The organism is Rathayibacter sp. SD072 (assembly GCF_017355185.1).
Classification (GTDB): domain Bacteria; phylum Actinomycetota; class Actinomycetes; order Actinomycetales; family Microbacteriaceae; genus Rathayibacter.
Genome location: NZ_JADILJ010000034.1, coordinates 1 through 23,796 on the forward strand (window position 1 = coordinate 1; position 23,796 = coordinate 23,796).

Consider the following 23,796-nt stretch of genomic DNA (forward strand, 5'->3'; position numbering starts at 1 on the left):
GTGACGTCGGCGAGAGCCGCCGGCGCCCGGCCCCGAGCGATCGGTGGAGGGAAGGCCCGCACGGCGGGCTGGGGAGGCGCCCCGCCCCGGGTTCCGACGCGATCGGTCCCGATCCCCGGGTCGGCTCGGTATCCTTGACCCCATGGCACGCAGCACGGAACCGTCGACGAAGGCGGTCAAGGAACCCGGACGTCTCAAGCAGATGTGGCAGGTGTTCCAGATGACCCGCCGCTACGACAGCAGTGCTGTGTGGATCATCCTCCTCGCCGCTCTGCTCCCCGTCCTGCTCGGCGTGCTCCTCGGGATCCTCCTGGGCGACGGCAACGGATTCGTCATCGCCCTGTGGATCCTCGTGGGCCTCCTCGCCGGCATGGTCGCCGGTCTGGCGGTGCTCTCGCGCCGCGCCGAGCGTGCGGCGTACGGACAGATCGCCGGTCAGCCGGGCGCCGTGGGCGCGGTGCTCCGCAGCGGACTCCGCGGCAGCTGGACCGGCACCGAGATGCCGGTGGCCGTGAACGGCAAGACGCAGGACGCGGTCTACCGCGCCATCGGACGCGGTGGTGTCGTGCTGATCGCCGAGGGACCGTCCGGGCGCACGAAGCGGATGCTCGACGACGAGCGCCGCAAGGTCACCCGGATCCTGCCGAACGTCCCCGTCACGTTCGTGCACGTCGGGCCGGACGCCGATTCGGTGCCGCTGCACCGCATCCCCCGGACCCTCGCCAAGACGAAGAAGACCCTCACCAAGGCCGAGGTCCTCGCCGTCAAGAACCGTCTCGCGTCGCTGAACACCTCGCTGCCGATCCCCAAGGGAGTGGATCCGTTCAAGGTCCGCCCGCAGCGCTCGCGCTGATCACTCCCCCACCGGGGCCGTTCGCCGTCGAGGCGCACGGCCCCGGTGTTCTCCCCGGCCTGAACCGGTTCCCGGACGCGTACGATCGGGCGGGCGGGGTGCGGCCGAGCGGTCAGTAGCGGACGAGCACCGTTCCGGCGACCTTGTCGTGGAAGCCGCGCTGGTCCGAGTCCCAGACGAGGGCCGGCACGAGCACCGCCAGCAGGACCGAGCGGACGAGGGGGCGCCACGCCCCGACCCAGCCGCCGCCCAGGCGCACCACGCGCATCCGCAGCAGACGGTGGCCGATGCTACCGCCGATGGTGGGGATGAACACCGCCTGCAGAACGACGAACAGGATCAGGCTGGCCCACCGGTCGTACTGGAAGAACGCCAGCGACAGGAGCGCGGCGATCGCGAAGTCGACCACGAGGGCCGCGATCCGGCGTCCGGGGCGGGCGATCGACATCCGTCCCTCGCGCGGGAGTCCGAGGCGCTCCCCCGGCCAGCTGCTCGGCGCGACATCGGCGAAGGTCCTGCGTTCGGGCATGCGCCCCATGCTATCCACGGTGTCTCGGAGGCGGCCGCGAGCCGATGACGGGCCGTCGAGTCAGGTTCACGTAACACGCCCGAAACAGAGGGGACACGGCAGGGACACACCCTGTCACTAGCCTGGGACGGCTGCGCTCCGCAGTCACCCGTTACGCCATTGGAGACCTTTGCATGTTTAAAGATTCTTCCGAGGTGCTCAAGTTCATCAAGGACACGGACGTCAAGTTCCTCGACATCCGGTTCACCGATCTCCCCGGTGTCCAGCAGCACTTCAACATCCCCGCCTCGACTGTCGACGAGGAGTTCTTCTCCGTCGGCCAGCTCTTCGACGGGTCCTCGATCCGCGGATTCGCGAACATCCACGAATCGGACATGCAGCTGATCCCCGACGTGACCACCGCCTACGTGGACCCGTTCCGCGTCGAGCGCACGCTGATCCTGGTCTTCGACATCTACAACCCGCGCAACGGGGAGATCTACTCGAAGGACCCGCGCCAGGTCGCCAAGAAGGCCGAGAAGTACCTCGCCTCCACCGGCATCGCCGACACCGCGTTCTTCGCCCCCGAGGCGGAGTTCTACATCTTCGACGACGTCCGCTACGAGATCACGCAGAACTCGGCCTTCCACTCGGTGGACTCGGTCGAGGGCGCCTGGAACTCGGGACGCGTCGAGGAGGGCGGCAACCTCGGCAACAAGACGCCCTACAAGGGCGGCTACTTCCCCGTGAGCCCCGTCGACAAGCAGGCCGACCTGCGCGACGACATCTGCCTCAAGCTGATCGACGCCGGTCTCATCCTCGAGCGCTCGCACCACGAGGTGGGCACGGGCGGCCAGGCCGAGATCAACTACCGCTTCGACACCATGGTGCACGCGGCGGACGACATCCTGAAGTTCAAGTACATCGTGAAGAACACGGCCGAGCAGTGGGGCAAGACCGCCACGTTCATGCCGAAGCCGCTCTTCGGCGACAACGGGTCGGGCATGCACACCCACCAGTCGCTGTGGAACGACGGCACGCCGCTCTTCTACGACGAGAACGGCTACGGCGGACTCTCGGACCTCGCCCGCTGGTACATCGGAGGCCTGCTCAAGCACGCTCCGGCCGTGCTCGCGTTCACGAACCCGACCGTCAACTCGTACCACCGCCTGATCCCGGGCTTCGAGGCTCCGGTCAACCTGGTCTACTCGGCCGGCAACCGCTCCGCGTCGATCCGCATCCCGATCACGGGCACCAACCCCAAGGCCAAGCGCATCGAGTTCCGTGCGCCCGACGCCTCGGGCAACCCGTACCTCGCGTTCGCCGCGCAGCTCATGGCGGGCCTCGACGGCATCAAGAACCGCGTCGAGCCGCACGAGCCGGTCGACAAGGACCTCTACGAGCTGCCCCCCGAGGAGGCGAAGCTCATCCCGCAGGTCCCCGCGACCCTCGGCGAGGCGCTCGACGCCCTCGAGGCCGACCACGACTTCCTCCTCCAGGGCGGCGTGTTCACGCAGGAGCTCATCGACACCTGGATCGAGTACAAGCGCGAGAAGGAGATCAAGCCGCTCGCGCAGCGCCCGCACCCCTTCGAGTTCGAGCTCTACTACGGCGTCTGATCCGTCGAGGCCCGGTCCGATCAGGACCGGTCCGACCGGATCGCAGAGGGCCGCTCTCCTTCGGGAGGGCGGCCCTCCGTCGTTGCACGAGGGCGCGCTCGGCCGCGGCGGTCGCCGGTCAGCGCGTCGTCGGCTCGCCGTCGGCGGGCCCGTAGAAGCAGCGCTCGAAGACCGCGCGTGCGCGGCGCGTGACGCCGAGGTAGTCGTCCTCGAGCTGCGTGGCCGATCCGGCCGGGTACTCGAGCAGTCGGGCGACGCCCTCGAGCTGCATCCGATCCGTCGGCAGGACGTCGCTCGTGCGGTTCGACCACAGCGTCATGGCGGAGCGGACCCGGGACGACAGGAGCCACGCCGCGCGCAGACGCTCGGCGTCGGTGGGCGTCAGCAGCTCGGCCTGCTCCGCGACCTGCAGGGCGGTGAGCGTCGAGGTGGTCCGCAGCTCCGGGATCGTGTGCGCGTGCTCGAGCTGCAGGAGCTGCACGAGCCACTCGACGTCGCTGAGCGAGCCGCGGCCGAGCTTGAGGTGGCGTCTCGGGTCCGCGCCCTGGGGCAGACGCTCGTTCTCGACGCGGGCCTTGATCCGCTTCACCTCTCGGATGTCGCGGTCGGAGATCTCGGCGGGGTAGCGCACGCCGTCGGCGAGAGCGGCGAAGTCGGCGATCAGGGGCGCATCACCGGCCACTCCGCGGGCGCGGAGCAGCGCCTGCGCCTCCCAGGTCAGGGACCAGCGGGCGTAGTAGGCGCGGTAGGAGTCGAGGGAGCGCACGAGGGGCCCGTTCTTGCCCTCGGGGCGCAGATCGGCGTCGAGGTCGAGCGGCAGCCGGGAGTCCTCGGTCAGGCGTACGAGCTCGGCGACCAGGTGCTGCGCGTAGAGCTGGGCGTCCCGCGGCTCGCCCGAGCCCGGGCGCTGGACGTAGACGACATCGGCGTCCGAGCCGAAGCCGAGTTCCGCTCCCCCGTAGCGACCCATGCCGATCACGGCGAACTGGAGGTCGGAGCCCGGTCGATGGGCGCTCGAGCGCCGCACGGCCGCGAGGACTCCGCTCAGCAGAGCCGAGATGATGTCGGTCAGGCTGCGGGCGATCTCCTCGATCGTGCTCAGACCCAGCACTCCCCCGATCGCGGTGCGCAGCACTTCGCGCCGGCGCATCGCGCGCAGCACGGCGGCGACCGCCTCGGGGGTGTCGTGTCGGGCCAGGACGGCGCGCACCTCCTCGTTCAGCTGCGCGGCCGTCCGGGGACGGAGATCGTCGTCGTCCTCGAGCCAGGCGGCCGACTCCGGGATCCGGTCGAGCAGCTCCCCGACGTAGCGGGAGCCGGACAGCACCGTCGTGAGCCGCTTCGCCGCGCCGGAGGAGTCGCGCAGCATGCGCAGGAACCACGGCGTGCCGCCGAGGGTGTCGCTGAGCCGGCGGAACGCGAGGAGTCCGTAGTCGGGGTCGGCGCCGTCGGCGAACCACTGGAGCATCACCGGCACGAGGTGCCGCTGGATGCTCGCGCGCCGCGACACTCCCGAGGTCATGGCGGCGATGTGCCCGAGGGCGCCCCGGGCGTCGGTGAAGCCGATGGCCGCGAGGCGCGCCTCGGCCTGACCGGTCGAGAGCTCCGCTCCTCCGTCGGGCAGCGAGGCGACCGCCGACAGCAGCGGACGGTAGAAGAGGCGTTCGTGCAGGCCGCGCACGCGGTGCTTGATCCCGTTCCACACGACGAGCAGCTCCTCGGCCGAGCGGGCGAGCCCGGTCGATCGCGCGAGGGTCCGCAGCTCGTGCTCGTCGCGGGGCATGAGGTGGGTGCGGCGGAGCCGGCGCAGCTGGAGCCGGTGCTCGAGCAGGCGCAGTGCTCGGTAGTCCTTCGAGAACTCGTCCGCCGCCGATCGCCCGATGTAGCCCCGGTCGGCGAGCGCGCCCAGGGCGAGCAGCGTGCCCGGCATGTGGATCTCGTCGTCCGTCTGGCCGTGCACGAGCTGGAGGAGCTGCACCGTGAACTCGATGTCGCGCAGCCCGCCCGGGCCGAGCTTGATCTGGTAGTGCACGTCGTTCTGCGGGATGTGCTCGGTGACCCGCTCGCGCATCCGCTGCACGGATTCGACGAAGTTCTCGCGCGAGGCGCTCGACCAGACCTTCGGAGCGACGGCGTCGACGTACGCCTGCCCGAGCCTCGCATCGCCGGCGAGCGGCCTCGCCTTCAGCAGCGCCTGGAACTCCCAGCTCTTGGCCCACCGGTCGTAATAGGTGACGTGCGACTCGAGCGTCCGGACGAGGGCGCCCTGCTTGCCCTCCGGACGCAGGTTCGGGTCCACCTCCCACAGCTCCGGCTCGAGCGCCAGGGCGGACGTGCCGCGCATCAGCAGGACCGCGAGGCGCGTCGCGACGTCGATCGCCCGGGCGTTCGAGAGCTCGCGCTCAGGATCCCCCTCGGCGACGAAGATCACATCGACGTCGCTCACGTAGTTGAGCTCGGAGGCGCCCGCCTTGCCCATGCCGATGACGGCGAGTCTCGTCGCCGCGACCTCGTCCCGCGTGAACCGCCCCGGGCCGACGCCGGCGACCAGATCGGCCCGCGCGACGGCCAGGGACGCCTCGAGCGCGGCACCCGCGAGGTCGGCCAGCGTGCGGGTCACCCGGTCGATCGCGGTGACGGGGTCGGCCTGCGTGAGGTCGTGCACGACGATGCGGGTGAGCAGCCGGCGGTAGCGCACGCGCAGCGCCGTCCATCCCGCTTCCTCCCCGAGTGCGGCGAAGCCGTCGACGGCTCCGACGGAGTCGAGCATGTCGTCGCGCAACTCGGCGCGTCCGGGCAGCGAGACCACCGGATCGAGGAGGCTCGCGAGCTCGTCCGGACGCCGCTGCAGGAAGTCCGCGATGCCGGAGGACGCTCCCGTGACCTTCAGGAGCCGCGTGAGCGCGTCGTCGTCCGCCAGGACGGCGTCCATCCGATCGCGGTGACTGCGCAGCAGATCGATGAGCGCCAGCAGCGCTGCATCCGGATCGGCGACCGAGGCGAAGGCCGGCACGACCGATCCCAGCGAACGGTCCGCGAGCTGCTCCGCCTCGGCGATGCGCGCCCCGGTCTCGCCGAGTTCGGCGAAACCGAGGCGCGCGATGTCACTGAGAGTGCGTTCGCGGGCCATGGGGCGAGAGGATCAGAGCATCTCGAGGTTGCTGCGCAGCTCGTACGGAGTGACCTGGGCGCGGTACTCGGCCCAGTCCTTCCGCTTGTTCAGCAGCACGAAGTTGAAGACCTGCTCCCCGAGCGTCTCGGCGACCAGCTCCGACTCCTCCATCAGCGAGATCGCGCGGTCCAGGCTCGCGGGCAACGGGCTGTAGCCCAGCGCGCGGCGCTCGGCGTCGGTCAGCGACCACACGTTGTCCTCGGCCTCGGCCGGGAGCTCGTAGCCCTCCTCGATGCCCTTGAGCCCTGCGGCCAGGAGCAGCGAGTACGCGAGGTACGGGTTCGCCGCCGAATCGAGCGCGCGGTACTCGATGCGCGAGGACTGGCCCTTGTTGGGCTTGTACAGCGGCACCCGCACGAGTGCGGAGCGGTTGTTGTGGCCCCACGAGACGTAGCTCGGCGCCTCGTCGCCGCCCCAGAGCCGCTTGTAGGAGTTCACGAACTGGTTCGTGACGGCGGTGATCTCGGGCGCGTGCTTCAGCAGGCCGGCGATGAACTGGCGGCCGAGCTTGGAGAGCTGGTACTGCGCGCCCTGCTCGTAGAAGACGTTGACGTCGCCTTCGAACAGCGAGAGGTGCGTGTGCATGCCGGATCCGGGGTGGCCCGAGAGCGGCTTGGGCATGAAGGTCGCGTAGACGCCCTGCTCGATCGCCACCTCCTTGATGACCGTGCGGAACGTCATGATGTTGTCGGCCGTGGTCAGCGCGTCCGCGTAGCGGAGGTCGATCTCGTTCTGACCGGGCCCGGCCTCGTGGTGGCTGAACTCGACCGAGATGCCGAGATCCTCGAGCATGCGGACGGAACGGCGGCGGAAGTCGTGCGCCGTGCCTCCCGGGACGTTGTCGAAGTACCCGGCGGAGTCGACGGGCTCGGGCCCCTCGGCGCCGAACGTCGACGACTTCAGCAGGTAGAACTCGATCTCGGGGTGCGTGTAGAACGTGAACCCGCGCTCGGCGGCCTTGGCGAGCGTCCGCTTGAGGACGTTGCGCGGGTCGGCGACGGCCGGCTGACCGTCGGGCGTCGTGATGTCGCAGAACATCCGGGCCGTGGGGTCGATCTCACCGCGCCACGGGAGGATCTGGAACGTCGACGGATCCGGATGCGCGAGCACGTCCGCCTCGAAGGAGCGGGTGAGGCCCTCGATCGCCGAGCCGTCGAAGCCCAGGCCCTCGGCGAACGCCCCTTCGACCTCCGCCGGCGCGATCGCGACCGACTTCAGCGTGCCGACGACGTCGGTGAACCAGAGGCGAACGAATTTGATCCCTCGCTCTTCAATGGTGCGAAGAACGAAGTCCCTTTGCTTGTCCATCGAGGCCCTTCCTGCTCGTCCCTAAGGCTAGCGGCTCCGCCGACCGCCGACGGCGGCCCGCCCGGTGCCGCCCGGACCGCCGCCCGTAGACTGGGTCCATGTCAGCGCAGCCCGTGAAACGCGTTCGAACCCGCCACTTCCAGACCGCGAAGGACTCGGGTGTGCGCATCACGGGTCTGACGAGCTACGACCAGCTCACCGCGCGGATCTTCGACGAGGCGGGGATCGACTTCCTCCTCGTGGGAGACTCCGCCGGCAACAACGTGCTGGGCTACGACACGACGCTCCCCGTCACCGTCGACGAGCTCATCCCCTTCGCCAGGGCGGTCGCCGGAGCCGTCGAGCGGGCCTTCGTGGTCGCGGACATGCCCTTCGGCTCCTACGAGTCCGGTCCGGACGACGCGCTGCACACCGCCTTCCGCTTCATGAAGGAGACGCACGCGCACGCCGTGAAGCTCGAGGGCGGGGTGCGCTCCGCGGAGCAGATCCGCCGGATCGTCGACGCGGGCATACCGGTCATGGCGCACATCGGCTTCACTCCTCAGAGCGAGCACGGCCTCGGCGGCCACATCGTCCAGGGCCGCGGCGAAGGTCTCGAGCAGCTCCTCGCGGACGCCCGCGCCGTCCAGGAGGCGGGCGCCTTCGCGGTCGTGCTCGAGATGGTGCCCAGCGAAGCCGCGCGCCGGGTCACCGAGGAGCTGCGCATCCCGACGATCGGCGTCGGAGCCGGCCCCCACGTGGACGGCCAGCTGCTCGTGTGGACCGACTTCGCCGGCTTCACCACCGGTCGCGTCCCCCGCTTCGTCAAGCAGTACGCGGACCTGCGCGGGGTGCTGACCGGGGCCGTCACGGCGTACCGCGAGGACGTGGAGTCGGGCGAGTACCCGGCCCCCGAGCACAGCTACGAGTAGAAGGCCGTCAGCGGTCCTCGGCCGCTTCCTCCTCGGCCCACCTGCGGCTGTTCTCCCGGAGCCGCTCGGGCGCCGCCGCCGCCGCCTCGCGCGAGGCGAAGGGGCCGACGCGGTCCACGGACGGGGACTGGAACCCCTGCTCCACCGCACCGGTCTTGGAGTTGTACCACCAGGAGGTCTCGTCGCCGTCAGCCATGGGGCCGATCCTACGCTCGGGCACCGGGGAGCTGCTCCTCGCGCTTCGCTAGCATGACCGGTATGACTGCTTCGACGACCGCCATCGGCATCGACATCGGGGGAACCGGGATCAAGGGGGCGTTCGTCGACCTCGACGCGGGAGCGCTCCTCAGCGACCGCGTGAAGCTCGCGACCCCCGAGGGCGGACGACCGAAGGACATCATCGCGGTCGTCACCCAGATCATCGACGCGCTCCCCGACGTGGCCGCCGACACTCCCGTGGGCATCTGCTTCCCGGCCGCCGTCGTGCACGGGCGCACGATGTCGGCCGCGAACGTCTCGGACGAGTGGATCGGCCTCGAGGCCGAGAAGCTGTTCGAGGACGCGATCGGACGCGACATCTTCTTCGTCAACGACGCGGATGCCGCGGGCTATGCGGAGGCGCGCTTCGGCGCCGCGAAGGACAAGCCGGGACTCGTCCTCATGACCACGCTGGGCACCGGCATCGGAACCGCGCAGATCTACAACGGCGTGCTGATCCCGAACGCCGAGCTCGGCCACCTCGAGATCCACGGCGGCGACTACGAGAAGAAGGCGTCGTTCGCCGCGAAGGAGCGCGAGGACCTCGACTACAAGCAGTGGGCGAAGCGGCTCCAGCGCTACTACTCCCACCTCGAGGCCCTGCTGTGGCCCGACCTGATCATCGTGGGAGGCGGGATCTCGAAGCACTACAAGGAGTTCCTGCCGCTGCTGGACCTGCGGACCCCGATCGTCCCGGCCGAGCTGCGGAACAACGCGGGGATCCTCGGCGCCGCCGCTCTCGCGGGTGGAGGGGTCCACTCCTGAGCACCCCGCCCTGAACCACGAGGACCCCGCAGCGTCGAACGCTGCGGGGTCCTCGTGCGAAGGGGCCGGCTGATACGCCGGGTTCTGTTCACGCCGCGCCTCTCGGCGGGCGCTGGACGGCCATCTCTCTCGGAGCCGTGTCGCCACGGCCCTCCAGCGGTCTACCCGAGGACCCGACGAGCAGCCGCATCGTCCTCTGTCTGACCTTGCTCCGGGCGAGGTTTACCGAGCGGACCGGATCACTCCGGCCCCTGGTGGTCTCTTACACCACCGTTTCACCCTTACCGCGGGCCGGAGCCCGTGGCGGTCTGTTCTCTGTGGCACTGTCTCGCGGGTCACCCCGGGTGGGTGTTGCCCACCGCCCTGCTCTGCGGAGCCCGGACGTTCCTCGGCGCCGGAGCTCTCGCCCCGGCGACGCGGCCGTCTTGCCGACCCGTTCGCCCGTCCAGTGTAGGACGGTGCTCAGGCGAGCGTCGACTCGTCCCCTCGGACGAGGACGGCGCCGCTGTCGGGGCAGAGGACGACCTCGTCCGGAGCGCTGGCGCGGATCCAGGAGAGGTCCGACTCGGTGAGGGCGACTCCGCTGCCCTCGGACACCTTGCCGCGCAGGAGCGCCGCGCCGACGCCGTAGCGCGCCCGCTGCTTCTCGTAGAGCTCGACCAGGTCGGACGGGATCGTCTCGACCAGCGAGGCGCGATCGCGAGCGAGCGACTCCTGCTTGCCGGCGAGCTTCTCGGCCAGGGCCGCCTTCTCGTCGGCGAGGGTGTCCAGGGCCGCGACGACCTCGTCGCGCTCGGCCCGGGCGGTCGCCACCTCGGCGTCGATGCCCTCGATGCGCTCCATCAGGGTCAGCTCGATCTCCTCCAGGTCGCCGCGGCGCTTGAGCAGCGATGCGATCTCGCCCTCGAGGGCCGCGATGTCCTTCGCGGAGGAGGAGACCTGCAGTCGCTCCCGGTCGCGGGCGAGCCGCTTCTCGACGACGCTCACATCGGACTCGATGCGTCCGAGCTCCGTACGGGCGTCCTCGAGGCGTCCGAGCCGCTCGGCGAGGGTGCGCCGGGTCTGGTCGTTGCGCGCCTGCATGGCCTGGATCTTCGCGATCTGCGGCAGCGTGGCGACGGCGTGGCGCAGCTGGGCTGCTCGCGTGTCGAGCGTCTGCAGGGTCAGTAGCTCGCGCTGGTCGGCGGGGCTGGCTTTCACGTCGCGGTCCTCGTTCCCGGCACAGGGGTCGTCGTGCCGCGTCCATTCTCGCGTGTCGAGCGCCGCTCAGTGGACGATCGCGAAATCCCAGGGATCGGTGCGGGTCTCGCTCACGTCGACGGCGAGCGTCGGCAGCGCCCGGCGGAGCGCCTCGGCGGCCACGTCCAGCCAGAGCCACTCGCTCGCCCAGTGCGAGACGTCCAGCAGCGCGGGGCCGGTGCCGTGCAGGGCCTTCTCGCGCGCCTCCGAGGCCGGGTGGTGCCGGAGGTCGGCCGTGATGTACACGTCGCTCGTGCGGACGCCGGGGGCGTCGAGGAGGGAGTCCCCCGCTCCCCCGCAGAGCGAGACTCGGCGGACCGGCGTGTCGTAGAGCCCGGCCGCGCGCACTCCTCCGGCCGTGGCGGGGAGCAGATCCGCCACCGCGGAGGCGAGACGGCCCAGCGTCACCTCCTCGGGCAGGTCGCCGACGCGACCGAGCCCGACCTCCGGATCGGCGCCGGGCACGATCGGCGTGGTCCCCGTGAGGCCGAGGCGGGAGGCGATGACGTCCGAGACCCCGTCCGCCACGATGTCCGCGTTCGTGTGCGCCGACACCAGCGCGCAGCCTCCGCGGATCAGGTCGGCGAGCAGGCGGCCCTTGTAGCCGTCCTCGGCGATGGAGGTCACCCCGCGCAGGAGCAGGGGGTGGTGCGCCACGAGGAGCTGGTACCCGCCGTCGACGCCCTCCTGCACGGTGTCCGAGACGACGTCCACGGTGAGGAGGATGCGCTCGATCGACGAGTCGGGGTCGCCTGTGACGAGACCGGGTGCGTCCCAGCTCTCGGCCGCGGCCTCTGGCCAGAGTCGGTCGATGACGGCGTGGACGTCGCGCAGGGAGGGCATGCCACAAGGCTAGGGTGCGGAGCGGTCGGGCCGCGTCAGTGCGCGTGGTCGGATTCGACCGCGCGGATGGCGGCGTCCGACACGGATGCGTCGTCGTCGAGGTCCGCCGCGAGGTAGTCCTCGGACTCCGGCAGCCGGACGGTGATGCCCCCGTACTGCTCCACCTCGAGGGCGCCGTGCAGACCGGAGGCCGCGAGGACGTGGCCGCCCACGGTCCCGGTGGTGTCGACGAAGTGGGTGTGCAGCCCCGCGACGCTGATGCCCTGGAACGGCTTGGGCGCGACGAAGCCGACCAGCGTGCCCTCGACGGACTCCAGGTGCAGCTCCCGCTGGTCGTGCATGGCGTCGGCGAGGCGCAGGTAGGGCTTCGTCTGCGCGATCGGCTGGCGGAGCGTCAGCCGATCGAAGCGTCCCCGCACGCGGACGCCCAGGAACACGTTGTGGCTGGCGACCAGGCCGCGCACCGCCGCGAGCAGGGCGTCGAGCGACGGGACATCGTGCAGCGGCACCACGACGTCGGCGCGGAAGTGCGAGACCTCGACGAAGGCGACGCGGTCGTCGGGCTCGAGCACCAGGACCGACCCGTCCCCGCGGAACAGCCGGTGGACGCCGTCGAGGACGACGAGCTCCCCGTCCATCCGATCGCCGCAGCCCAGGCCGAAGTCGCCCGCGAGATCGACCTCGGAGCGGGACACGACGCCGTCGAAGAGACCGGCCAGCAGAGCGTCGACCAGGGAGAACTGCGTGATGAGGCCGCGAGAGGCGGTCGATGCGGGCATGCCCACAGTCTGGCGGAGCGGGACGGGGTGCCCTGGCCCCTGTTCGTGCCGGCGACGGCCTGAGCTCCGGAGGGGGAGCGGATCATCGAAAAGTCTCGGTGATCCGCCGCGATGGCTTCAACGCAGAAGAGCCGCCCCGGAGGGCGGCTCTTCTGTCTCGGTGGATCCGAGGGGATTCGAACCCCTGACCCCCTGCATGCCATGCAGGTGCGCTACCAGCTGCGCCACGGACCCGTTCGTCTTGCCTGTTCTGTTCCCTCCGCCCGGCGGAAGCAACTCGAATAATCTACAACACGAAGTGCGTCAGACGAAATCGAGAGCCGCCACCGGGCGTGTTCCTCAACTGGAGGCGGTCGAGGACTCCGCCACGACGGGCTGGTCGAGGGTGAACGGAACCGTCGGGCAGTCCTTCCAGAGGCGCTCGAGGGAGTAGTACATGCGGTCCTCCTCGTGGAAGACGTGGACGACGAGGTCGCCGAAGTCGATCAGGATCCAGCGGCCCTCCGAGCGGCCCTCGCGGCGCAGGGGCTTCCGCCCGGAGGCGATCAGCCGATCCTCGACCTCGTTGGCGATCGCGACGACGTTGCGCTCGGAGCGCCCGGTCACGAGCAGGAAGATGTCGACGAGCGGCAGCGGACCGGACACGTCGAGCGCGACCAGGTCCTCCCCGCCCTTGGAGTCGGCGGCGGTGGCCGCGATGTCGAGCAGGGCGCGGGCGGAATCGGTCGCAGTCATGAAGCCTTCAGTGTCGGGAGAGCGGATCAGAAGATGTTGAGGACGAAGCCGCCGATGAACAGCGCGATGGAGGCCACGAGGAGCACGGCCGCCGTGATGGCGAGCACCACGGGAGCGCTGATGCCGCGCTTCTTCTGCGGCGCGATCATGGCGGTGCCGGCGGCGTGCGTCGAGACGGCGCTCGACGCCCGGACGGGCTCGGAGTCGGCAGCGGGCTGCTCGCGGTCGATGCGGTCGACGTAGCGGTCCACATCGGGCGAGTCGTAGAGGTTGGGGTGCTGACCCGTCGAGCCGAGGCTGCGCGGGAGCTCGAAGGTGCCGGTGACGATGACCTCGCCGGTGTCGGCGCGGCCCTCGACGACGGCGCCCGCACCCGTGGTGGGCAGGATCAGCGCGTTGGTGGTCGTGACCGCGCCCGTCGAGGCGACTCCGCGGGCGATGAGCTCGTCGAAAGAGGCGTCGACCTCCTCCTTGGACTTGCTGTCGAGCTCCTCGGTGATGGCGAGGTGCTCGATCGGCGGCTGGAAGCTGCCCGTGATCTCGGTCGCCTTCTCCTCGCCGAGGTCGATCGAGCCGCCGACGGTGGCGAAGAGGGCGGTGTTGAGCTTCGGCTCGACAGGCCGCGGCTCCTCATCGGAGTCGTCGACCGCGGGCAGTGCCGCGGCCCGATCGACGGCTCCTTCGACGTCGGACGACTCGACGTCGGACGACTCGACGCCGGACGGCTCGACGGCGGACGACTCACCGGGGGTGGAAGCGCGGGACTGCTCGCCCTCCCCCGGGCCGTCGTCAGCAGCGGACGGCTCGTCAGCGGCGGCTGGCCCGGAGCCGGCCGGGACGTCGATGGCGGGCGCGGCGGCGAGCTTCTCGGCCTGCTGCTGGGCGTGCAGGGCACGCAGCTCGCGCCGGGTCAGGCTCGAGCGCTCGACGCCCTCCGGCAGGACGACCTCGAGGGCCGAGGTGCGGAGGTCGGGCTCGCGGGCGGGCTCGGCCTCGGGGGCGGCGATCCGCAGGGTCTGCGTGGGAGTGAGCACGGGCATGTCGCCCGCGGCGGTCACGGAGGCGGTGGCGGCTCGACGCGATGTCGTCGGCGCCGCTGCAGCGGGGGCGACCCCGGCCTCGCGGCGTTCGCGCTCGCGGATCTCGCGCCGGGTGAGCGGCTTCTCCTCGGGCTGGACTGTCATGGCGTGCTCCGATACAGGTGGTGCTTCGAGATGTACTGGACGACACCGTCGGGAACCAGGTACCAGACCGGATGACCCCGGTTCACGCGGCTCCGACAATCCGTCGAGGAAATCGCTAGCGCCGGAATTTCCAACAAGGATACGTCCTGCGCCGGCAATCCCGAAACGTTGAGCACATGGCCGGGCCGGCTCACCGCGACGAAGTGCGCGAGCTCCCAGAGCTCGTCGTAGTCCTTCCAGCTCAGGATCTGCGCGACGGCGTCGGCTCCGGTGATGAAAAAGAGCTCGGCGTCCGGGTGCGCGGCGTGGATGTCGCGCAGGGTGTCGATCGTGTACGTCGTCCCGATCCGGTCGACGTCGACCCGGCTCACCGTGAACCTCGGATTGGAGGCCGTGGCGATCACCGTCATGAGGTACCGGTGCTCGGCCGAGGTGACCGTCTTCTTGTGCCACGGCTGACCGGTGGGCACGAAGACCACCTCGTCGAGGTCGAACGACTGGGCGACCTCGGAGGCCGCCACGAGGTGCCCGTGGTGGATCGGGTCGAACGTTCCGCCCATCACGCCGATGCGGGGACGCCGGGGGTCTCCGCTGGCGGCGGACGTCACGAGCGCGGGGCCTCCGGACTAGTGGCCGTGGCCGTGCTGGTCGGCCTGCCCGGTGGTCTTGTGCGAGTGCCGGTTGGCGACGTCGCGGTAGCTCCACGTCACGAAGCCGAGACCGACGAACGCGACGGCGGCGATGAGGCCGAACACGATCGACGGGAACGGCAGCTCGACGTGGGTCGATGCTTCTGCCAGGACGGTCGTCACCAGGGACATTCGGTGCTCCTTGAAGTTCGGGGTGCCCGCGCGGGCGCTGTCGAGTCTACCCGGACGCCACTCGGGCTAGGCGCGGACCTGACCGGCCCCGCGCAGGAGCCACTTCGTGCTCGTCAGCTCGGGCAGTCCCATGGGACCGCGGGCGTGGAGCTTCTGGGTCGAGATCCCGACCTCGGCGCCGAAGCCGAACTCGCCGCCGTCGGTGAAGCGGGTCGACGCGTTGACCATGACGACGGCGGAGTCGACCTCCGCGAGGAAGCGCTCGGCGCTCGCGAGGTCGTTCGTGACGATGGACTCGGTGTGGTGCGTCGAGTAGCGGACGATGTGCTCCATCGCCGCGTCCAGGTCGTCGACGATCGCGACCGCGATGTCGAGAGAGTAGTACTCGGCCGACCAGTCCTCCTCGGTCGCGGCGACCGCCCCCGGATGCAGGGCCACGACCCGCTCGTCGCCGTGCACGGTGACCCCGGCGCGCTCGAGGCGTCCGAGCACCGCGGGGAGGAGCCGCTCGGCGGCGTCCCGGTGCACCAGCAGGGTCTCGAGGGCGTTGCAGGTGCTCGGGCGCTGGGTCTTCGCGTTGTGCACGATGTCGACGGCCCACTGCTCGTCGGCGGAGGCGTCGAGGAAGACGTGGACCACTCCGGCGCCCGTCTCGATGACCGGGACCGTGGACTCCGTGACGACGGACTCGATCAGCCCTGCGCTGCCCCGCGGCACCAGGACGTCGACGTAGCCGCGCGCGCGCATCAGCGCCTTCGCGCCCTCGCGACCGTGGTCGTCGACCGTCTGCACGAGCTCGCGCGGCAGTCCGACCGAGGCGATCGCCTCCTGCAGCAGCTCGACGAGGACGCGGTTGGTGTTCTCTGCGGCCGTTCCGCCCCGGAGGATCACCGCGTTGCCGCTCTTCAGGGCGAGGGCCGCGATGTCGATGGTCACGTTCGGCCGGGCCTCGTAGATCGCCCCGACGACGCCGAACGGCACGCGGACCTGCGTCAGCGAGGCGCCGTTGGGCAGGGCGGACCCGCGCACGGTCTGGCCGACGGGGTCGACGAGCCCCGCGACGGCGACGACCGCATCGGCGAGGGATCCGAGCCGCGCCTCGTCCAGGCGCAGCCTGTCCTGCAGGCCGGTGCTCATGCCGTTCTCGCGACCGTTCGCGAGGTCGAGCGCGTTGGCGGGGACGATCCGCGCCGCACCCTCGCGGACGGCGTCCGCGATCGCGAGGAGCGCGCGGTTCTTGAGGTCGGTCGTGGCGCTGCGGAGGGAGCGGGAGGCGGCGCGGGACGCGGCGAAGCGGTCGGTCAGCGCGGTGCGGTCGAGGGTCGTCTGCGGCATCCGCACAGTGTAGTGCGGGTGGGAGGCGGACGGACGGGGCCCCGGCACCCTGGTGGGTGCCGGGGCCCGAGGTCAGTCCTCGCGGTCGGGTTCGACGCCGTCCTCCTCGTCGGAGACGCGCCACACCCCGCCCTGGCGCTCCCGCTCGAGCTCTGCCCGGGCCGCGGCCTTGGCGTCCATCCGCTCGAAGTACTCGTCGCGGCGCTCGTTGCGCGTCTTGCGCTGGTTCTCGTCGAGCCGCATGTCGGTCCCGCGGGGGGCCGTCATCAACTCGGCTGTCGAGGTGAGCGTCGGCTCCCAGTCGAAGACGACTCCGTCGCCCCTGCCGATCACGACGGTGGAGCCGGCGACGGCGCCCGCTGCGAACAGGCCGTTCTCGACGCCGAGCTTGGCGAGCCGGTCGGCCAGGAACCCGACGGCCTCGTCGTTCGTGAAATCGGTCTGGGCGACCCAGCGCACCGGCTTCGTGCCGAGGACGCGGTAGACGTTGCCGTACGAGCCGCCCTCGACGCGGATCTCGAAGTCCTTCTCGTCGACCGCCCGCGGACGGATGGTGATGCGCTCGACCTGGGGCGCGGCGGCGAGCTCCGCCCGGTGCTGCTCGACGATCTCGGCCAGGGCGAACGTCAGCTGGCGCAGCCCCGCGTGGCTGACCGTGGAGATCTCGAAGACGCGGTAGCCGCGAGCCTCGAGGTCGGCACGGACGAAGGCGGCGAGCTCCTGGGCCTCGGGGACGTCGACCTTGTTCAGGGCGACGAGCTGGGGGCGCTCGAGCAGCGGGACCTGGCCCTCGCCGACCGGGTAGGCCGCGAGCTCGCCGAGGATGATGTCGAGGTCGGTGAGCGGGTCGCGACCGGGCTCGAGCGTGGCGCAGTCGAGGACGTGCACGAGGGCCGTGCACCGCTCGACGTGCCGGAGGAACTCGAGGCCGAGCCCCTTGCCCTCGCTGGCGCCCTCGATGAGGCCGGGGACGTCGGCGACGGTGTACCGCGACTCCCCCGCCTGCACGACGCCCAGGTTGGGCGCCAGAGTGGTGAAGGGGTAGTCGGCGATCTTGGGCTTCGCGGCCGAGATCGCGGCGACGAGGCTCGACTTGCCCGCGGAGGGGAAGCCGACCAGTGCCACATCGGCGACCGTCTTCAGCTCGAGGACGATGTCGCCCTCCCAGCCGGGGGTGCCGAGCAGCGCGAATCCGGGGGCCTTGCGCTTCGTCGTCGCGAGCGAGGCGTTGCCGAGACCGCCCTGACCGCCGGGGGCGATCACGAACCGCAGTCCGGGCTCGTCCATGTCGATGAGCTGCTCGCCCTCGGGCGACTTCACGACCGTTCCCACGGGCACCGGCAGTTCGAGGAGATCGCCGTTGCCGCCCGCGCGGTGATCGCCCATGCCGGGACCGCCGTTCGGCGAGGACTGGTGCGGGTGGCGGTGGTAGGCGAGGAGCGTCGTGACCTGCGGGTCCGCGACGAGGACGATGTCGCCGCCGTGACCGCCGTTGCCTCCGTCGGGGCCGGCGAGCGGCTTGAACTTCTCGCGGCGGACGGAGACGCAGCCGTTCCCGCCGTGGCCGGCACGCAGGTGCAGCGTGACGTTGTCGACGAAGGTGACCATGGTTGTTCTGTCCGTCCGATCGGGAGTGGAGGCGCCGGTGGGACCGTGCGCCGGGTGCCGAGCAGCGAGTGCCGCTGCAACGCGCAAGGGGCGAGCCGAAGCCCGCCCCTTGCGTCCTGTGCCTGCTCGGCCGAGGAGGCCGACCCTACTGGGCGGCCGCCACGATGTTGACGACCTTGCGGCCGCCCTTCGTGCCGAACTCGACCGCTCCGGCCGACAGGGCGAACAGGGTGTCGTCGCCACCGCGTCCGACGTTCGCGCCGGGGTGGAAGTGGGTGCCGCGCTGGCGGACGATGATCTCGCCTGCGTTCACGACCTGACCGCCGAAGCGCTTGACGCCGAGACGCTGCGCGTTCGAGTCACGACCGTTGCGAGTGGAGCTCGCGCCCTTCTTGTGTGCCATTTCTCATCTCCTCGAGACCGGGGGGGCCGCAGCCCCGTGCTGACGATCCGCGGTGCGATGGCTCGCTCCGCGGTCAGCGGTTACTTGATGCCAGTGACCTTCACGCGCGTGAGCTCCTGACGGTGCCCCTGGCGCTTCTTGTAGCCGGTCTTGTTCTTGAACTTCTGGATGACGATCTTCGGACCGCGGAGCTCTTCGAGCACCTCCGCGGTGACCGAGACCTTCTCGAGCGCCGAGGCGTCCGAGGTGATCGAGTCGCCGTCGACGAGCAGCACGGCAGCCAGCTGCACGGTGCCGTTCTCGTCGGCCTTGACGCGGTCCATCGTCACGATGGTGCCGACCTCGACCTTCTCCTGCCGACCGCCGGCGCGCACAACTGCGTAAACCACTTCTCGTACCTGTTTTCTCGTCTGGGCGGGGCAGTGCTCGTGGAGCGGATGCTCGTCAGCACTGCGCCGACCGGGGCTTGTATGGACGGGGCGGGGCCCCGTTTCTTTCCCGTCTCCCACACCGAACGAGGGAACCGGTACCGCGTCCCGCTCTCCGTGAGGAGTCGGACGACAACGGAAATCTGCGTGAGCGCATGGTTCGCGCCACACCAACGGTCAAGAGTACGGGATGGGAGGTCGGCGGTCAAACGGACACTCGGGTGAGCGCGTGTCCGCGGGGTCCGTGCTCCTGCGAGCCCGGCGTCCACGATCCGACGACCCCGTCACGATAGTGGACAGCGCGTCGGCCGGGGCGCAGGCGCGCCGCCTACGATCGACGGATGACGATCCTCCTGGATGCGGCGCGGTGGCCGGCCCACGACACGTTCTGGGCGCATCTCGTCAGCGACGAGTCGCTCGAGGAGCTCCACGCGTTCGCGCGTCGGAACGGAGTGCCGGAGCGCAGCTTCGACCTCGACCACTACGACGTGCCCGAGGAGCGGCGGGCCGAGCTGATCGCGGCCGGCGCGACCCCCGTCGCAGCCCGCGAGCTCGTCGAGCGGCTCCGGAGCAGCGGACTGCGCGTGAAGGGCCGGGACCGCGAGACCGAGAGGGCCCGGCGCCGGCTCTCGCCGGGCACCGGGCCCCGATGACGTCGTCCGCGCGAGCTACTGCTGCTCGGCGCGGCGCGGAGTCTGCTCCGGGATGACCGCGACGCCCGTCAGGGCCGCGGTGGTCACCCGGCGGCTCTTGGCGCGGCCCTGACCGGGCTCCTTCGGCGCGGGGAGCGCGTCGAGCACGGAGTCGAGCAGGTGCTCGGCGACCTCGCTGCGGACACGACGGCCCGCGGCCGCCGGGGCGGGCGGGATCGGGATGTCGAGGATCGGCACGACCGGCGCTTCGACCACGGCCGGAGCTGCGGCCTCCGTCGACGGCGCGTCAGCGGGCGCGTCGGCGCTCTCCTGGCGCGGCTCCCGGTCGCGTCCCCTGCGGCGGCGCTCGCCCCGAGCGGGACGCTCCGACCGTCGCGAGGACTCGCGGGGAGCGGACTGCTCGGACGGCTCCGTCTCCGGTGCCGACGCCTCGACGAGCGCCGACTCGGCGGAGGCCTCGTCGACCAGTGCTGCAGCCTCCTCCGCCGCCTGGCGCACGTTCGCCGGGTGGATGGTGCTCGCAGCGATCTGCGCGAGGGCGTTCTTGGCGTCGTCGGTGATGGCGTGGGTGCTGACGGGCTTCGCGGCGGCGCCCTGGCCGTTCTGGCCGTTCGACCCCGAGGAGCCGTTCTGACGGGGCGAGCCGCCGGGCGCGCCCTCCCCCGAGCGGCCGCCGCGGCGGCGCTCCTGCTGCGGTGCGGCGGTGGAGCGGTGCTTGACCACGGGATCGTGCTGCACGATCACTCCGCGGCCGGCGCAGACCTCGCAGTTCTCGCTGAAGGTCTCGAGCAGGCCGAGACCGAGCTTCTTGCGGGTCATCTGCACGAGGCCGAGCGAGGTCACCTCGGCCACCTGGTGCTTGGTGCGGTCGCGGCTGAGGCACTCGACCAGACGGCGCAGCACGAGGTCGCGGTTGGACTCCAGGACCATGTCGATGAAGTCGACGACGATGATGCCGCCGATGTCGCGCAGCCGGAGCTGGCGCACGATCTCCTCGGCGGCCTCGAGGTTGTTCTTGGTGACCGTCTCCTCGAGGTTTCCGCCGGAGCCGACGAACTTGCCGGTGTTGACGTCGACGACCGTCATGGCCTCCGTGCGGTCGATGACCAGCGAGCCGCCGCTGGGCAGCCACACCTTGCGCTCGAGCGCCTTCTCGATCTGCTCGGTGATGCGGAACTCGTCGAAGGCGTCCTGCTCGCCGGAGTAGATTTCGACCCGCTCGAGCAGGTCGGGGGCGACCTGGCTGAGGTAGAGCTCGATGGTCTCGCGGGCGTCGTCCCCGGCGATGACCATCTTCTCGAAGTCCTCGTTGAAGACGTCGCGGACGATCTTGATCAGCAGATCGGGCTCGCTGTGCAGGAGCGCCGGCGCCTGCCCCGTCGCGGCCTTCTCGCTGAGCGCCGTCCACTGCGCGGTGAGGCGCTCGACGTCGACGGTCAGCTGCTCCTCGGTGGCGCCCTCGGCCGCCGTGCGCACGATGACGCCGACGTTCTCGGGGAGGACCTCCTTGAGGATCTTCTTCAGGCGCGCGCGCTCGGTGTCGGGGAGCTTGCGCGAGATGCCGTTCATCGAGCCGTTGGGCACGTAGACGAGGTAGCGGCCCGGGAGCGAGATCTGGCTCGTGAGGCGGGCGCCCTTGTGGCCGACGGGGTCCTTCGTGACCTGGACGAGGACGCGGTCGCCGGGCTTGAGGGCCAGCTCGATGCGGCGGGGGCCGCCGGGGTTCGCCGCGGCGTCCCAGTCGACCTCGCCGGAGTAGAGGACGGCGTTGCGTCCGCGTCCGATGTCGACGAACGCCGCCTCCATGCTGGGGAGGACGTTCTGCACGCGGCCGAGGTAGACGTTGCCGATGAGGGACGCCTCCTGCGAGCGGGCGACGTAGTGCTCGGCGAGGACGCCGTCCTCGAGGACGCCGATGCGGATGCTGTCCTGCTTCGAGCGGACGACCATCACGCGATCGACGGCTTCGCGGCGGGCGAGGAACTCGGACTCGGTGACGACGGTACGGCGTCGGCCGGCGTCGCGGCCGTCGCGGCGGCGCTGCTTCTTGGCCTCGAGACGGGTGGAGCCCTTGATGCGCTGGGGCTCGGTGATGAGCTCGGGCTCGCGCTGCTCCCGCTGCTCGCGGGGCTGACGGACCCGGACGACGGTGTTCTCGGGGTCGTCCGACCCTCCGCGGTCGCTCTCGCCGCTGCGACGGCGCGAGCGCCGCCGGACGGACCCCTGCTCCTCGGCCGGCGCCTCGCGCTCCTCCCGGACCCCGAGCGGCGCTCCGCGCGGAGGGAGAGGGGCGAGCTCGACGTAGTCGGGCAGGTCGGGAGCCTGGAACAGGAGCGACGTGCTCGGCAGCGCGGGACGCGTCGGGCGCGACTCCTCCTGCGCGGCGGGCGTGACGGGGACGGCGTTGAAGAACGCCGGTCCCTGCGCCTCGCTCGTCGCCTCGTCGGGCGTCTCCTGGCCGGTCGTGTCGGTCTCGTCGGTATCGATGATCGTTCCCCCTGTCGCTGGCGCGCTCGACTCGGTCCGCCGGGTCGCCCGGCGGCCACCGAAGAGGCGGCTGATCTTCTTGGCCCCGCTGCGGGGCTCGTCGCGGTCCGGATCGGATCCGCTCGAACTCTTGTCTTCCACCATTGCTGGTGCACTCCTCGGCCGGGTCGTCCGCCGCGCCTTCCTACCCGGATCTCTCCTCGTGCGAGGGGCCGCCTGGGGCCCGTCGCGAATCCTTCCGCTCCCCCGGTCCGGTCGCTCACGTGGCGCAGGACTCTGGGTGCAGCTTCACTCTCGGAACTGACTATCCGACACGTGCTCCGTCTCGCTGCGACCGTCGGTCGCGTCGTGGTGGAGCGGGTGACCCGTCGCGTCCATTCGCGGAACGCGGTCGATCTCCTGTGGCCCGGTGTTCGCCCGGTAAACCTTCTGGTGCCGGTGCGGGATGTTCCGGACCGACGGCTCCGATTATCGCACGCATTCCCAGAGGCGCCGATTCGGCCCGTGCGATAATCCCCCGATGTCCGACGCCCCCACCACTCGACGCCCGATCCTGTTCGCCGCACTGCTCATCGTGCTGGGGATCGTGGGCTGGATCGCGGCGTTCGCACTGACACTCGACAAGTTCGCTGCGCTGACCGATCCGTCGACCGAGCTCGGGTGCGACTTCAGCATCCTGGTGCAGTGCAGTGCGAATCTCGACTCGCCGCAGGGCGCCGTCTTCGGCTTCCCGAATCCGCTCATCGGGGTCGCGGCCTGGATCGCGCCGGTCGTGGTCGGTGCGGGCCTGCTCGCGGGCGCACGGTTCGACCGCTGGTTCTGGGCGGTGTTCAACCTGGGCTTCGTCTTCGCGCTCGGATTCGTGATCTGGCTGATCTCGCAGAGCGTCTTCCTGCTCGGCACGCTGTGCCCGTGGTGCATGCTCACCTGGTCGGTGGTCATCCCGGGCTTCTGGCTCGTGACCCTCCGGAACCTCCGTGAGGGCGTCTTCCCGGTTCCGGCGCCCGTCCGCCGCTTCGCCGGGGCCGCCTACGGCTGGGTCCCGTTCATCACGATCCTCTGCTACCTCGCGATCGCCGTCATCGCCCAGCTCCGCCTGGACGTCCTCTCGTACCTCTGAGCCGCGGAGGGGCGTGCGTCCCGTGGATCTCGAGACGCCCGTTGCGCGGGCTACTCGATCACCAAGGGGCGGCGCGGGGGCGAGTCGGTGGACGGCATCTCTGCACGCCGTCCGCTGCCCGGCTCCGCAGTATCGCGGAAACGACGAAGGGCACCCCGGACGAATCCGAGGTGCCCGTCCCCGGATCGCCGAGCAGCGCGAGGCGTATCCGGGAAAGCGCGTCCGAGCGCTTTCCCGTCGCCGGAGGCGCGACGCTCTGCGTATCGGGACCGCCTCCGAGAACCGACCGCGGTTCCGCGGATCACCGCGGAACACCGCGGAGCGCGAGCTCTCGCGGCGGTTCGGCGTCAGCCGAACCAGAGCGAGAGCTCGCGCTCCGCGGATTCCACACTGTCCGAGCCGTGCACCACGTTCTGCTGGACCTTCAGGCCCCAGTCCCGGCCGAGGTCGCCGCGGATGGTGCCGGGAGCCGCGGTGGTCGGGTCGGTCGTGCCGGCGAGGGAGCGGAAGCCCTCGATGACGCGGTCGCCGGCGATGCGGATGGCGACGATCGGACCGCTCTCCATGAACTCCACGAGCGGCTCGTAGAACGGCTTGCCCTCGTGCTCCGCGTAGTGCGCGCCGAGCAGGTCGCGGTCGGCCTCCACGAGCTTGATGTCGACGAGCGAGTAGCCCTTCGCCTCGATGCGGCGGAGGATCTCTCCGGTGAGGTTGCGCGCGACTCCGTCGGGCTTGACGAGGACGAGGGTCTCCTGGATGGCCATGAT

The 23,796-nt window shown here is 70.8% G+C and carries 23 protein-coding genes, 1 tRNA gene and 1 other RNA gene; 6 read left to right on the forward strand and 19 right to left on the reverse strand.

Annotation, left to right across the window (positions count from 1 at the left end; all coding sequences use genetic code 11):
- Window positions 1–142 precede the first annotated feature (142 nt).
- Window positions 143–853 carry a DUF4191 domain-containing protein gene (locus IOC53_RS13185; protein WP_207406389.1) on the forward strand — a complete coding sequence of 237 codons (711 nt, stop codon included), beginning with the start codon at window positions 143–145 and terminating at the stop codon, window positions 851–853.
- A 112-nt stretch (window positions 854–965) separates the two neighbouring features.
- On the opposite strand, the gene IOC53_RS13190 is transcribed toward IOC53_RS13185, so the two are convergent.
- Window positions 966–1,382 carry an RDD family protein gene (locus IOC53_RS13190; protein WP_207406390.1) on the reverse strand — a complete coding sequence of 139 codons (417 nt, stop codon included), beginning with the start codon at window positions 1,380–1,382 and terminating at the stop codon, window positions 966–968.
- A gap of 173 nt (window positions 1,383–1,555) precedes the next feature.
- Between IOC53_RS13190 and glnA the strand changes: the two genes are divergently transcribed.
- The gene (gene glnA / locus IOC53_RS13195; protein WP_207406391.1) at window positions 1,556–2,980 is read left to right on the forward strand and encodes a type I glutamate--ammonia ligase; all 1,425 of its coding nucleotides are present in this window, start codon (window positions 1,556–1,558) and stop codon (window positions 2,978–2,980) included.
- 118 nt (window positions 2,981–3,098) lie between these two features.
- Here glnA and IOC53_RS13200 read toward each other — a convergent pair whose 3' ends face one another.
- Complete coding sequence (locus IOC53_RS13200; RefSeq protein ID WP_207406392.1) at window positions 3,099–6,110, reverse strand: bifunctional [glutamine synthetase] adenylyltransferase/[glutamine synthetase]-adenylyl-L-tyrosine phosphorylase; 3,012 nt, start codon at window positions 6,108–6,110, stop codon at window positions 3,099–3,101.
- A 12-nt stretch (window positions 6,111–6,122) separates the two neighbouring features.
- A complete protein-coding gene (locus tag IOC53_RS13205) occupies window positions 6,123–7,460 on the reverse strand; it encodes a glutamine synthetase family protein (protein ID WP_055792319.1) in 1,338 nt (445 codons plus the stop codon).
- Between the two features lie 98 nt (window positions 7,461–7,558).
- Here IOC53_RS13205 and panB point away from each other — a divergent pair, with 98 nt between their 5' ends.
- Complete coding sequence (gene panB / locus IOC53_RS13210) at window positions 7,559–8,371, forward strand: 3-methyl-2-oxobutanoate hydroxymethyltransferase (protein WP_207406393.1); 813 nt, start codon at window positions 7,559–7,561, stop codon at window positions 8,369–8,371.
- A gap of 7 nt (window positions 8,372–8,378) precedes the next feature.
- Here the strand turns inward: panB and IOC53_RS13215 are convergent, their stop codons facing one another.
- Entirely contained in the window at window positions 8,379–8,567 is a 189-nt protein-coding gene (locus tag IOC53_RS13215) for an SPOR domain-containing protein (protein WP_207406394.1), read from the reverse strand.
- 62 nt (window positions 8,568–8,629) lie between these two features.
- Here IOC53_RS13215 and ppgK point away from each other — a divergent pair, with 62 nt between their 5' ends.
- Window positions 8,630–9,394, forward strand: a complete 765-nt coding sequence (gene ppgK, locus IOC53_RS13220; RefSeq protein WP_207406396.1) for a polyphosphate--glucose phosphotransferase — start codon at window positions 8,630–8,632, stop codon at window positions 9,392–9,394.
- A gap of 57 nt (window positions 9,395–9,451) precedes the next feature.
- Here the strand turns inward: ppgK and rnpB are convergent.
- From rnpB to rplU, 13 genes are all read right to left on the reverse strand, one after another.
- An RNA gene (rnpB, locus tag IOC53_RS13225) (RNase P RNA component class A) lies at window positions 9,452–9,830 on the reverse strand.
- Window positions 9,831–9,856: 26 nt separating this feature from the next.
- A complete protein-coding gene (locus IOC53_RS13230; protein WP_207406398.1) occupies window positions 9,857–10,594 on the reverse strand; it encodes a zinc ribbon domain-containing protein in 738 nt (245 codons plus the stop codon).
- Between the two features lie 66 nt (window positions 10,595–10,660).
- Window positions 10,661–11,476, reverse strand: coding sequence for a Nif3-like dinuclear metal center hexameric protein (locus tag IOC53_RS13235; protein WP_207406408.1), 816 nt, complete (start codon window positions 11,474–11,476; stop codon window positions 10,661–10,663).
- Window positions 11,477–11,511: 35 nt separating this feature from the next.
- Complete coding sequence (locus tag IOC53_RS13240) at window positions 11,512–12,255, reverse strand: acetolactate decarboxylase (protein ID WP_207406409.1); 744 nt, start codon at window positions 12,253–12,255, stop codon at window positions 11,512–11,514.
- A 161-nt stretch (window positions 12,256–12,416) separates the two neighbouring features.
- A tRNA-Ala gene (locus IOC53_RS13245) sits at window positions 12,417–12,489 on the reverse strand.
- Window positions 12,490–12,594: 105 nt separating this feature from the next.
- Window positions 12,595–12,990 carry a ribosome silencing factor gene (rsfS, locus tag IOC53_RS13250; protein ID WP_207406412.1) on the reverse strand — a complete coding sequence of 132 codons (396 nt, stop codon included), beginning with the start codon at window positions 12,988–12,990 and terminating at the stop codon, window positions 12,595–12,597.
- A gap of 26 nt (window positions 12,991–13,016) precedes the next feature.
- Window positions 13,017–14,174 carry a hypothetical protein gene (locus tag IOC53_RS13255; protein ID WP_207406414.1) on the reverse strand — a complete coding sequence of 386 codons (1,158 nt, stop codon included), beginning with the start codon at window positions 14,172–14,174 and terminating at the stop codon, window positions 13,017–13,019.
- On the reverse strand, window positions 14,171–14,782 hold the full coding sequence (nadD, locus tag IOC53_RS13260; RefSeq protein ID WP_207406415.1) for a nicotinate-nucleotide adenylyltransferase: 612 nt from the start codon (window positions 14,780–14,782) through the stop codon (window positions 14,171–14,173). The genes IOC53_RS13255 and nadD overlap by 4 nt, the downstream gene beginning before the upstream one ends.
- 18 nt (window positions 14,783–14,800) lie before the next feature.
- On the reverse strand, window positions 14,801–14,995 hold the full coding sequence (locus tag IOC53_RS13265) for a hypothetical protein (RefSeq protein ID WP_207406416.1): 195 nt from the start codon (window positions 14,993–14,995) through the stop codon (window positions 14,801–14,803).
- Window positions 14,996–15,061: 66 nt separating this feature from the next.
- Complete coding sequence (locus IOC53_RS13270) at window positions 15,062–16,330, reverse strand: glutamate-5-semialdehyde dehydrogenase (protein WP_207406417.1); 1,269 nt, start codon at window positions 16,328–16,330, stop codon at window positions 15,062–15,064.
- Between the two features lie 72 nt (window positions 16,331–16,402).
- A complete protein-coding gene (gene obgE / locus IOC53_RS13275) occupies window positions 16,403–17,938 on the reverse strand; it encodes a GTPase ObgE (RefSeq protein ID WP_207406418.1) in 1,536 nt (511 codons plus the stop codon).
- 145 nt (window positions 17,939–18,083) lie between these two features.
- Window positions 18,084–18,341, reverse strand: a complete 258-nt coding sequence (gene rpmA, locus IOC53_RS13280) for a 50S ribosomal protein L27 (RefSeq protein WP_055792356.1) — start codon at window positions 18,339–18,341, stop codon at window positions 18,084–18,086.
- Window positions 18,342–18,421: 80 nt separating this feature from the next.
- Window positions 18,422–18,730: a 50S ribosomal protein L21 gene (gene rplU / locus IOC53_RS13285; protein ID WP_077223659.1), complete on the reverse strand. Its 309-nt coding sequence runs from the start codon at window positions 18,728–18,730 to the stop codon at window positions 18,422–18,424.
- A gap of 380 nt (window positions 18,731–19,110) precedes the next feature.
- Here rplU and IOC53_RS13290 point away from each other — a divergent pair, with 380 nt between their 5' ends.
- Window positions 19,111–19,422 (forward strand): DUF4031 domain-containing protein, encoded by a 312-nt coding sequence (locus IOC53_RS13290; RefSeq protein WP_207406419.1) that lies wholly within the window; start codon window positions 19,111–19,113, stop codon window positions 19,420–19,422.
- Between the two features lie 15 nt (window positions 19,423–19,437).
- Here IOC53_RS13290 and IOC53_RS13295 read toward each other — a convergent pair whose 3' ends face one another.
- Window positions 19,438–22,053, reverse strand: coding sequence for an Rne/Rng family ribonuclease (locus IOC53_RS13295; RefSeq protein ID WP_207406420.1), 2,616 nt, complete (start codon window positions 22,051–22,053; stop codon window positions 19,438–19,440).
- Window positions 22,054–22,429: 376 nt separating this feature from the next.
- Here IOC53_RS13295 and IOC53_RS13300 point away from each other — a divergent pair, with 376 nt between their 5' ends.
- Window positions 22,430–23,029 carry a vitamin K epoxide reductase family protein gene (locus IOC53_RS13300; protein ID WP_207406422.1) on the forward strand — a complete coding sequence of 200 codons (600 nt, stop codon included), beginning with the start codon at window positions 22,430–22,432 and terminating at the stop codon, window positions 23,027–23,029.
- 347 nt (window positions 23,030–23,376) lie between these two features.
- Here IOC53_RS13300 and ndk read toward each other — a convergent pair whose 3' ends face one another.
- The gene (gene ndk / locus IOC53_RS13305; protein ID WP_207406423.1) at window positions 23,377–23,793 is read right to left on the reverse strand and encodes a nucleoside-diphosphate kinase; all 417 of its coding nucleotides are present in this window, start codon (window positions 23,791–23,793) and stop codon (window positions 23,377–23,379) included.
- Window positions 23,794–23,796 lie beyond the last annotated feature (3 nt).